At 39.5% G+C, this 9,869-nt stretch carries 10 protein-coding genes; 5 read left to right on the top strand and 5 right to left on the bottom strand.

The annotated features are described in order from the left end of the window. The coding region (locus BC008_RS04915) for a tetratricopeptide repeat protein (protein WP_407657020.1) at window positions 1-859 on the top strand (859 nt) is incomplete at its 5' end. A 528-nt stretch (window positions 860-1,387) separates the two neighbouring features. Continuing rightward, window positions 1,388-1,912, top strand: a complete 525-nt coding sequence (locus BC008_RS04910; protein ID WP_027846555.1) for an Hsp20/alpha crystallin family protein — start codon at window positions 1,388-1,390, stop codon at window positions 1,910-1,912. Here the strand turns inward: BC008_RS04910 and BC008_RS04905 are convergent. The 5 genes from BC008_RS04905 to BC008_RS04885 all read right to left on the bottom strand — a co-directional run bounded on the left by BC008_RS04905 (window position 1,854) and on the right by BC008_RS04885 (window position 7,169). Then, entirely contained in the window at window positions 1,854-3,329 is a 1,476-nt protein-coding gene (locus tag BC008_RS04905) for a TrkH family potassium uptake protein (RefSeq protein ID WP_027846556.1), read from the bottom strand. The genes BC008_RS04910 and BC008_RS04905 overlap by 59 nt on opposite strands. A 1-nt stretch (window position 3,330) precedes the next feature. Further along, entirely contained in the window at window positions 3,331-3,993 is a 663-nt protein-coding gene (locus BC008_RS04900) for a potassium channel family protein (protein ID WP_027846557.1), read from the bottom strand. Next, entirely contained in the window at window positions 3,990-4,421 is a 432-nt protein-coding gene (locus BC008_RS04895) for a potassium channel family protein (RefSeq protein WP_027846558.1), read from the bottom strand. Before BC008_RS04895 ends, BC008_RS04900 begins: the two co-directional genes overlap by 4 nt. A 242-nt stretch (window positions 4,422-4,663) precedes the next feature. Beyond that, complete coding sequence (locus tag BC008_RS04890) at window positions 4,664-5,320, bottom strand: sigma-54-dependent transcriptional regulator (RefSeq protein ID WP_027843366.1); 657 nt, start codon at window positions 5,318-5,320, stop codon at window positions 4,664-4,666. Beyond that, window positions 5,313-7,169 carry a sensor histidine kinase gene (locus BC008_RS04885; protein ID WP_027843367.1) on the bottom strand — a complete coding sequence of 619 codons (1,857 nt, stop codon included), beginning with the start codon at window positions 7,167-7,169 and terminating at the stop codon, window positions 5,313-5,315. Before BC008_RS04885 ends, BC008_RS04890 begins: the two co-directional genes overlap by 8 nt. Window positions 7,170-7,399: 230 nt before the next feature. Between BC008_RS04885 and BC008_RS04880 the strand changes: the two genes are divergently transcribed. The 3 genes from BC008_RS04880 to BC008_RS04870 all read left to right on the top strand — a co-directional run bounded on the left by BC008_RS04880 (window position 7,400) and on the right by BC008_RS04870 (window position 9,788). Continuing rightward, window positions 7,400-7,750, top strand: a complete 351-nt coding sequence (locus BC008_RS04880; protein ID WP_027843368.1) for a DUF1622 domain-containing protein — start codon at window positions 7,400-7,402, stop codon at window positions 7,748-7,750. 425 nt (window positions 7,751-8,175) lie between these two features. Next, complete coding sequence (locus tag BC008_RS04875; RefSeq protein ID WP_036265475.1) at window positions 8,176-8,838, top strand: hypothetical protein; 663 nt, start codon at window positions 8,176-8,178, stop codon at window positions 8,836-8,838. 89 nt (window positions 8,839-8,927) lie between these two features. Then, entirely contained in the window at window positions 8,928-9,788 is an 861-nt protein-coding gene (locus BC008_RS04870; RefSeq protein ID WP_235595797.1) for a hypothetical protein, read from the top strand. Window positions 9,789-9,869: the final 81 nt, after the last annotated feature.

Genomic DNA, 9,869 nt, shown 5'->3' with positions numbered 1-9,869 from the left:
TAAGACCTTGCCATTGGAATTGTCCAGACTAATCACTTCTCGATCTATCTTACCTTACGTCCTAACTAAGCTGGCGATTGCTATATCACCAACTACTACCGGCAACTTAAAAACTTATAACCAGTTCATGAGGTTGGGTTATGCAGCAATGCAACGCAAGGATTATCGAGTTGCTGCTCAATATTTCCGATATGCACTTTACGAAAATCCCCGCGATAGAAGAGCCACTATTGCTTTTTGGAACGCGCGTAATTTAATCAAGGGTAATAATCAACCGGAATCCGCTTACGACGGTTACATGGAAGCAGGTTACGATGCGACTGAAGAAGGAAAATATAAGGAAGCATTAGACAATTTTCGAAAAGCACTTTCCGAACGTCCAGAAGATTATTACGCAACTCAAGCTGTCAGAAATATTACAACTTACCTAAATCGTGGTCAGAAACCTTCCTCACCCACGGATGTTGATTTGGTCGCTAAATATTATTTGGGAGAAGCGCCTTACGACCGTTATATGAGACTTGGTTATGCAGCACAACAACGGGATGATTATCAGGCTGCATTAAGAAACTTCCGCAGTGCACTTTTTCAACGTCCCAATGATAGACAAGCAACTATTGCTTACTGGAACGCAAAGGACCAAATCAATGCTGGAAAGAGTAAATCTAGCCAAGACGAAACTGCTTATGACCGCTTCATGAGAATTGGTTATGATGCTACAGAAAAAGAGAATTATCAAAGAGCACTTCGTAATTTTCGTAAAGCTTTAGAAGAAAGACCTAGAGATTACTACGCAACTCAAGCAATTCGTAATGTTCAAGTTTACCTCAAACGGGGTCAAGAGCTAACTGGAAATTAATATACTTTCGAATTGGTTTTGTTTGACAATACCGATACTAAAACACTAACAGAGTATAAAGGTTTTGAGAGTTCAAAGTATCTTGTAAGCCAAACGCTTATACATGGGAATTTTTGCCGGTTTTGCCACAATGTCTGTAGGCTCTTATTTCGGCAAAGGTATTGTTTGAATAAGTCTTTTTAGCATCCCTATAATTTCAAGTGCTTTAATTGGTGCACTACCGTTCGGATTCGGAAAACCTCACTTTGCTTCAAGTTGCGTTCGAGGAATAGTTTTGCTAAATTAGCATTCAGAAGTTAAAAGTGCTAATTTACCTCTTTTTAAATCGGTTAAAGCACTGAATTTTCTTAGTGGCTCAGATAATTTATTGCGGTTGTTGTTCGAGCAGATAGATCTTGAAACTAAAACATTTCATCTAAATGTTTAACAATACAAAATTTCTGAAGTAGGTACTGAACTTAAACGAAAACCGCTATATTTCCTTACTTGTTGCTTTGTGAAGCCCTATTGTAATGGGGGAAGTAGGTTATGACACTTATACGCGTTTCACCCTTTGAAGGAAAAGAATCTCTGCGTCGTCAACTCAGTCGAGTTTTTGCAGAGGGTGAGGATACTCAAAAAGAAAATTCCGCAACTTGGAAACCTGTAATCGGATTGCTAGATGATTCAGAAAATCTAATTTTACGAATAGAAATTCCTGGTGTAGATAGTAAGGATATCAATATTGATGTAACCAGAGAAGCTATTACTATTTCTGGAAAACGTCAGCAGCAAGATGGCAGTGCGAATGATCTATACTCAGAATTGATTTATGGTAGTTTTAGGAGACATATATCCTTACCTGCTTATATCATTCCAGAACAAGCTAAAGCAGATTTTACTGGGGGTGTGCTGACCCTAATTTTGCCCAAAGTAGAAGAAGCAAAAAATCGAGTCGTCAAAGTAAGTTTAGGTAAAACAAGTTTTTCGACAAGATCTTTGCAAGACTATCTACTTAGGTCAGAATTGGGCGGGTATCGCGCAGCAAACGCACCAAGCCAACAAACACAGTAAAAAATTCTAATCGACCCAAAAACATTCCCAGAATTTGAGTCCAAAGTAATGTAGGTGCAGCATCTGCAGAGGTTACCCCAACTGAAACTCCCACAGTTCCCATAGTACTGGCATATTCAAATAAACTTTCTTGCAATGAATATCCATGGGCTGCGACGATCGCGCTACCAATACAGAAAAGAATTAAGTATAAAAATACAAATATACCAATTTGCCGAATTTGGTCATCTTGGAGAAAATGGCGGCGTTCCCCTTGCCAAATACTCGGTTCAGTAACGCTGCGTGTGGGCATCAACATTCTGCGAATTTCCCAACGCAAACTACGATAAAGGATATATACCCGCAATTGTTTGATACCACCAGATGTGGAACCAGCACCGCCACCCACTAACATCATTAGTATTAACATTAGCCAACCGATGCTGCTCCATTCCGTATATCCCACAGTTGCAAAACCAGTGGTGGAAAAGCAAGTTACAGTTTCAAATATAGATACCCGAATCGCTTTACCTAATTGGGGATAAAGTCCGATCGCGACACCAAATAAAATCACCAAGCTACACAGGGGAACCATTAGGGCTTGAAAACGAATTTCACCATTACGAACTACTGACTTGAAATTACCTTTAAGTAGCAGATAAGCGGTAACAAAGTTGAGTCCCCCAGCAAACATCAACACAATTGTTACTATTTCTAGTACGGCATTATCCCAGTAACCGATAGATTCGGGATGAGTAGAAAATCCACCTGTTGACAAAGCTGCAAAGGCGTGGTTTACCGCATCAAACCAACCCATTCCGGCTAATTTTAAGGCAATAGTTCCGACAATATTATATCCAGTGTATATAGCTAAAACTAACTTCGCAGAACGCCGCACATTGGGTGCTAATTGCTCGCTACGACCTTCAGCACTTGTTAAACCCGAGCCAACGGGTCCTGCGATCGCACTCAAAGTAATAATCGCTAATCCCGCTCCGCCAAAGAGTTCAATAATACTGCGGTAAAGCAAAATCAAACGGGAAGCTTTAGTAACATCTACCACTGAAAGCCCTGTAGTTGTCCAACCACTGGTAGATTCAAACATCGCTTGGGTGAAATTAAGCCCCTGTATAGTCATAAACGGGACAGTTCCAACCAGAATTGCAACCAGCCAAGCCAGCACCACAATTACCGAGCCTTCTTGTAAAGTTAAACTAGTGGCTTTTTTTGGAGCTAGTAGTTGCCATAATCCCAAACCTACAAGACCAAGAATTGCACCTGGAACCAGAAAACCCCAAGCAAGAGGTAATTCTTCCGGATAAGCTAACAAAGCTAACAAGGGAGAAATAATTACCAACCCAGAAATCAAACATATTAACCCTGTGTAACCTAAAATAGCCCGATAACGCTGGCGTAAAAAACTTTTGTAACGACCCATTTTAATGTTCCTCTCCCATAATGGTACGTTGGGCTGCTGCACATTGGTCAGACTCACTGACCAAAATTATTTGGTCACCTGCCCGCAAGCGGCTCCAGTTCTGGGGTAAAAGAACTTGATTGCTGCGAACGACACAGGATATGGCGGCTCCCTTAAGATTGAGTTCTGCAGGGGTTTGTCCAACTGCAGGGCTGTCTTCTTGCAGAGTTATTTCGGTAACGGTAACTTCCCCGTGAGCAATAGATATCAAATTTCTGATATCTTGTTCGTCTGCTTCTTGCTCAATTAAAGAACCGAGAATTTCTGTTGCTGAAAATGCCACGCTGACGCCAAGTTTTTGGAAAACTTCTTTATTTTCTGGATCGTTGACTAAGGCGACTGTACGGGGTACACCATAAATTTGTTGAGCAACTTGACAAGCAACTAAATTATCTTGGTCTTGGGAAGTTAAAGCTAATATGGCGTCAGCACTGTAAGCACCAGCATCTTCCAAGACTGCAGGGTTGCTACCATCCCCAGAAATTATCGTTCCCTTGACCTTGCGAGACAACATCACGGCTTGTTTCTCATCAGGGGTAATAATTGTGAGACGATAACCCTTACTAGCAAATTGTCTGCCCAAAAAATAAGCTAACTTATCACTACCAATGATTATGACTCTCATAATTTCTCTTGTTGGAACTGACTTTCTAAAATTTGTATAAATGCTTCAGTAGATAGTTGAGTCGGACTAATTGTAGCGATTCCAAACTCGCCATAGATCGCTTCCCGAGCAGGATCGAACACCCGAGCTAAAACACTTGAGACCCCAAACAACTTTTTAGCAATTTGAGCGACCATAATATTGATATTGTCAGAATCAGTAACTGCAAGCAAACAATCAGCCTTATCAGCTTTTGCTGCACGCAATGTTGCTAATTCAGTTGCATCAGCAGTAACTTGGAAACCACTAAACTCGCTCGATAGAGATTTAAAAGCTTCTTCATTGCGATCAATAACCACCACACTATTACCTTCACCACTCAGTCGACTTGCAAGAATAGATCCCAAGCGACCGCAGCCTACCACAACTATATACTGGGATTTTTTCATTAGAGATTTTTCGAGAATTTGGATCGTTGAAAGAATGGAAGTTATAGGAGGAGTCAAAAGTCAGGAGTCAGGAGTCAGAAGTCAGAAGTCAGGAGTCAGGAGTCAGAAGTCAGAAGTCAGAATTCAGGAGGAGTAACCCATTACTCATTACTCATTACTCATTACTCATTACCCATTACCCATTACCCATTACCCATTACCCATTACCCATTACTCATTACTCATTACTCATTACTCATTACTCATAAACTAGGTCTACTTTTTGATGAACTTGTCGCTCGCTGTAGGTTATTTTGCGCTTGCTTGTAGGTGGGATCTAAGTCCATTGCAACTCGATAGTTTTTTAAAGCCTGCAAGCGATCGCCAGTTACTTCCAAAAGTTCTCCTAATAAATTAAAGGCTTCTGGATTATTGGGGTTTTGCCCGATTGCTTGTCCTACAAGTGAAATTGCTTCCTCAAATTCTCGTTTGGTAATCCACTTTTTCGCCGCAGTCATGAGGGATTCATAATCTGCGGGGGATTCTGAAATGCTATCTCTTCCCATAACTCCACCCACCATTTCGCGAATTTCTCTGGGGGTAAAAGGTTTCTGCAGAAAGTCCACAGCACCAAGTTTCATTGCTTCTACAGCATTTTCAACACTACCGTGGGCTGAAATCATAATTGCTGTTAAACCTGGTTGTACTTCCTTGGATCTGCGCAGTAACTCCATACCGTCGATCCCCGGCATTTTTAAGTCCAGAAGCATTAAATCAAAGGGGTTTTGTCGTAATTGAGATAAAGCATCTTCACCATTGACAGCGGTTTTTACTTCATAACCCAAAGGTTCGAGACACTGAACCAGTGTCAGGCGAATATTTTTCTCGTCATCGACAATTAAAATGCGTTGATTAGACATTAACTATTTCTCCAGAACGGGATGAATTTGCAGCAATTGGCAGTGTAAAAGTAAATGTACTGCCTTCTTTGGGAACGGAATCTACCCAGATGGTACCGCCGTGGGCTTTAACGATTTCCTTACAAATAGCTAAACCCAAGCCACTACCGCCAGCATCTCGTTCGGTCTGCACTTGAACGAACTTGTCAAAAATTTTCGCCTGGAAAGCGGGATCGATTCCCTGTCCATCATCACTAACTGACAAAAATATTGAATTTCCGTGTTGTTTGGCAATGATTTGAATTTGTGTCTCGGCATAACGTAGTGCATTCGCAACTAGATTTGTCAATACCCAAGTAATTTTATTGGGATCGGCTTTGACGGTGGGTAAGTGTTCGTCCACTTGTTTTTCCAGGGGGATATTTTTTTCTTGAGTTTGGACCTCAAATAGCGACATAACCTTATCAACCAATAAATTTACTTTAACTGCTACTGGCTCCATTTCAATTCGACCCGATTCAATTTTTGATAGGTCGAGCAAGTCATTAACCAAACTCCTCAACCGTTCGACGTCTTCTGCAGCAGCTTGTAATAATTCCTGTTCCCGTTCCGATAGCTTTTGGCTCGCTGTTTCCAAGAGCAAATCGATACTCATCCCCATTCCCGTCAAAGGTGTCCGCAACTCATGGGAAGCGGTCATGACAAAATCGCTTTTCAGCTCGTCAATTTTCTTAAACTTAGTGATATCTTGTAACAACAATACAACTCCCAATCGCTTACCGTCCTCGGTTTTGACTGGAGTTGTCAGGTAGCTATAATGCTGTTCTATACCATTACGTTCCAAAGTTAATAATGGCGTTTCCCCAATATCAGGTGGAGGTGTATTTTGCAACGTTGCTTGAATTTGATTGTAAAGGGTGCGGTCTTCGGTCATCTCCAAATAATGCCGTCCTTCTGCTTGTTGTGGCGTAGTATTAAATAAATTTGCGGCGGTGGGATTAATGGCAATGATATCGCAACCTTCATCAACAACTACAATTCCATCGGTAATGCTATCAATGATTGCTTCGTTACGTTGTTCTTGAGCAATAATCTTATTCAAACTCAGGGCGTGGAACTCCTTCAGTTTCTGACTCATAGTATTGATTTCCTCAGCCAAAGAACCCAATTCGTCCTGGGAACGTACTAAGATATTTACATCGTAGTCTCCATCTGCGATCTGTTCTGCAGCTTGGGTCATGGACTTTAGTGGTCGGGTTAAGTTTTTGGAGAGAATCAAGCTAAAAAATATACCAACAATTGCAGCCGATATCCCTGCGATCGCCATTGATGCGATCGCTTGTTGGGAAGTAATCTGAGCCTGCTCGGACGCAGACATCATTGCTTGCTGGTTTATGTCTCTCAGTTCGATAGAAGCTTGACGTACCTCCTGGAAATTTGGTAACACAGTTTGCTTATAAAATCTTGTTGCGGCTGGTTGTTGAGTTGTTTGAATTAGTCTTAATTGGGCAATACTTGTCAAATAAGATTTGTAGCGCTCTTGTAGTGTACCTAAAACTCTTTCTTCACCAGTAATTGTAACGTTATCTTTAGCACGTCCTAGCCATTGCAAAAACTCAATCTCATTGCCTTTAAAATCAGCAAGATTGCTTTCCTTACCTTCCAACAACAAGGTTAAAGCTGCACTATCTTGGCGCTCCAAGGATTCGAGCATTCCTTCAGCTGCACGAATGCTGCGGTAGTTATCCTGCAAAATTGCTTCGCTGGCTCTACCCAAGCGCCAAAGATTAATTACACCCCAACCGCCGACCAGAATCACTAAGGCGAGACTAACGCCGTAGCCAGCTAGAATCTTGCTCCTGAGTTTCACCGCTCATTCCTTGATTTGCTGTGTAAAATCAGGATACTCGAGCGAAAGTAAGATTTGTTTCGTCCCCCGGACGGATCTTAGCCTCAATTAAAATATTACTTAAGCTTGATTTTTTTTCGTTTTTTTTAAGCGATGTTAACTGAGCAAGGTTTGGTATTTAGTAATTAAATCAACTCGTTTCAAAGTAAGAAAATATATATAATTTTGGATAAATTTATTGAAAAAACTAAATGGAAGCTTTCGTCAAAACCCTAAATGGTATAGCAATAAACATCTGCCAAATGCTTGCTCTTTTTATCATTTCCATTGGCATAATTAAGGGTTTAGTAATTTACTTGCGTAATGCTTTTTCTTTTTCAGCTTCTGCTAAAGTTTTCCAGGAAAGCCGTTTACAGATGGGTTATTCATTTTCTCTAGGACTGAGTTTTTTGGTCGGAGGAAGTATTCTCAGAACTACTATTACTCCTAGTTGGGAAGATATTGGACGATTGGCTGCAATTATTGTGATTAGAACGGTTTTGAATTATTTATTGCTACAAAGTATTAAAAAAACTGACGGAAATTTTTCTGCTACGGAATAATAATATTTAATATAGTTATTTGACTTGAGTTGCTACCTCTGAAGATAGGTTCCATATCAAACAAAAGTACTACTCCAGCATCATTTTTAACTATGCTGGGGTTAGAAGATTTAAGCGATAAAAAGAATTACTATCTAGTTATTGCTCCAAGAAATATACTAGCAGACCAAAAATCTAAATTGAAATTTACTAGTTCGAGATTAAAATTTATGGTTTTTCTGCTAAGGAAGAATAGCGATTAGATTCTTGGGCATAATTTTCTATTAGTGTGAGGATTTAGGATCTTGTTATATTCCTATGGTGCAAGCATAATACCACAAAATGTATATCCTTTGATAAATTTTCGAAGGTAATAATTATTGTTTTCTCCTGAAAAAATATTAATAATTATCAATTCAAAGTATTATCACATTTAGGGTATTAACATGAGTAATAAGACAAATAATCATGTAATTGAAGCAAATAAATATCTTCGTTCACTTGCAGGTGTATTGGGAGTATTTTTCATCAATTTACCAAGTGCGTTAGCAATACCTACGAAACGAATTAGTGCTGCTAATCCTTGTCCAGGTATTTACTATGAAGAGCCATACAATAGTAGGCTCATAGTTCCACGTAAATGTGCCCCTAACGCTGCTACTCTCCGTTGGTTAAAAGGTAAACCGGCTCCCAAACAACCATTTTTACAATTGTCTGAAGATATTCCGTCTGCAGGTAATGAAGTAAAACCCGTTGATGAACTACCACTACCGGAAAGTAGTAATCAAGCAATCGCAGTTATTAATCTGAATGAAGGTAAAGTTAACGTTAAACTCAAAAACGATACTAATACCCCGATAGTTTATCAAGTAATAGAACATACAAAGAAGCGATATATACGAGGCAAACAGGAAATTACGTTACAGGATTTACCTACACCCGTAACTATCACAATGAGAAGAAATGATGGAGGATTTATTAAGGTTAATCCAAAGTCTAGAAACTCAGAAAAAGCAACTCTTAACATTTCTTTAGACGAATCCGAAAAATTAGATGACGCTAGGGGAGTTTTAAGAATAAAAAAAGATGGTCAGGTCCTATTAAATTAAATTTATTAGATATATCTTTTACTACTGATTTATAAAATATACGCGCTATTTTTTCTGTCGTTAACAACCAGTAATAACTAACTTTGCGGATGATGAATATTTTCAGAAATAATAGTAAAGTCAACTCTCCAATTGTAACCGAACGAAATAGTTTTAATAGTAAGTTTCGGCATGTTAAAAGGGCTATATTTTTAACTCTAGCACTTACTGTATTACCTGCATGTAATTTCAATAAAGAGACACCCAAAGACTTGGGAAATGTGACTACAAGAGAAGTCCTTAATCATACCGACCAATTAATAGGTAAAACTGTAACCATTAGAAGCGAACCGATCGGAAAAGTAGGTCCGGCATCTTTTACCCTTAACGATCCAAGACTATTTGGTAATGACCCCGTACTAATTATAAATGCTACTGGGAAAAAATTTGACTTACCCGCTGATAGTAGTGCAGATGTTCAAGTCACAGGAATAGTCCGTAGGTTTGCGTTTGCGGAGGTGGAACGAGAATACAATCTGAATTTGGATAAGAAGTCTTATCTCGGATACGAGAATAAACCAGTAATTATTGCTAAGTCAATGGCACCTGCACCGGATCCAGGTGAAATTACTCAAAATCCCCAGCGCTATTACAATAAGCGATTAGCGGTAACAGGTGAAGTTGAAAATATCCGAAATACTAACTTGTTTACCTTAGACGAAGATAAGTTATTTGGTGGGGAAGACTTGCTGGTTTTAAATTTGGGTTCGCAACAAGTCTCTGTGAAAGAAGATGAGACTGTAGCGGTGACAGGTGTAGTACGTCCTTTCTTAGTCGCTGAATTCGAACGAGATTACGATTTAACCTGGGATCTAAAAATCAGGGAAGGATTGGAAGCCGAGTACAAGAATAAACCTGTCTTGGTGGCTGAGGGTGTATATCCTTCAGCAATTCCTGAGTCTGAAAAGTAATTTTTTTATTACTCTGTTGAAATAGATTTTATTAAAGTAGAAAAATTGTCTTGGAGTAGAGAGACTAAGTAGTAAAAAACT

It is taken from the genome of Mastigocoleus testarum BC008, assembly GCF_001456025.1.
In the GTDB taxonomy this organism is placed as follows: domain Bacteria; phylum Cyanobacteriota; class Cyanobacteriia; order Cyanobacteriales; family Nostocaceae; genus Mastigocoleus; species Mastigocoleus testarum.
This window is presented reverse-complemented; position numbering and strand designations above follow the sequence as displayed.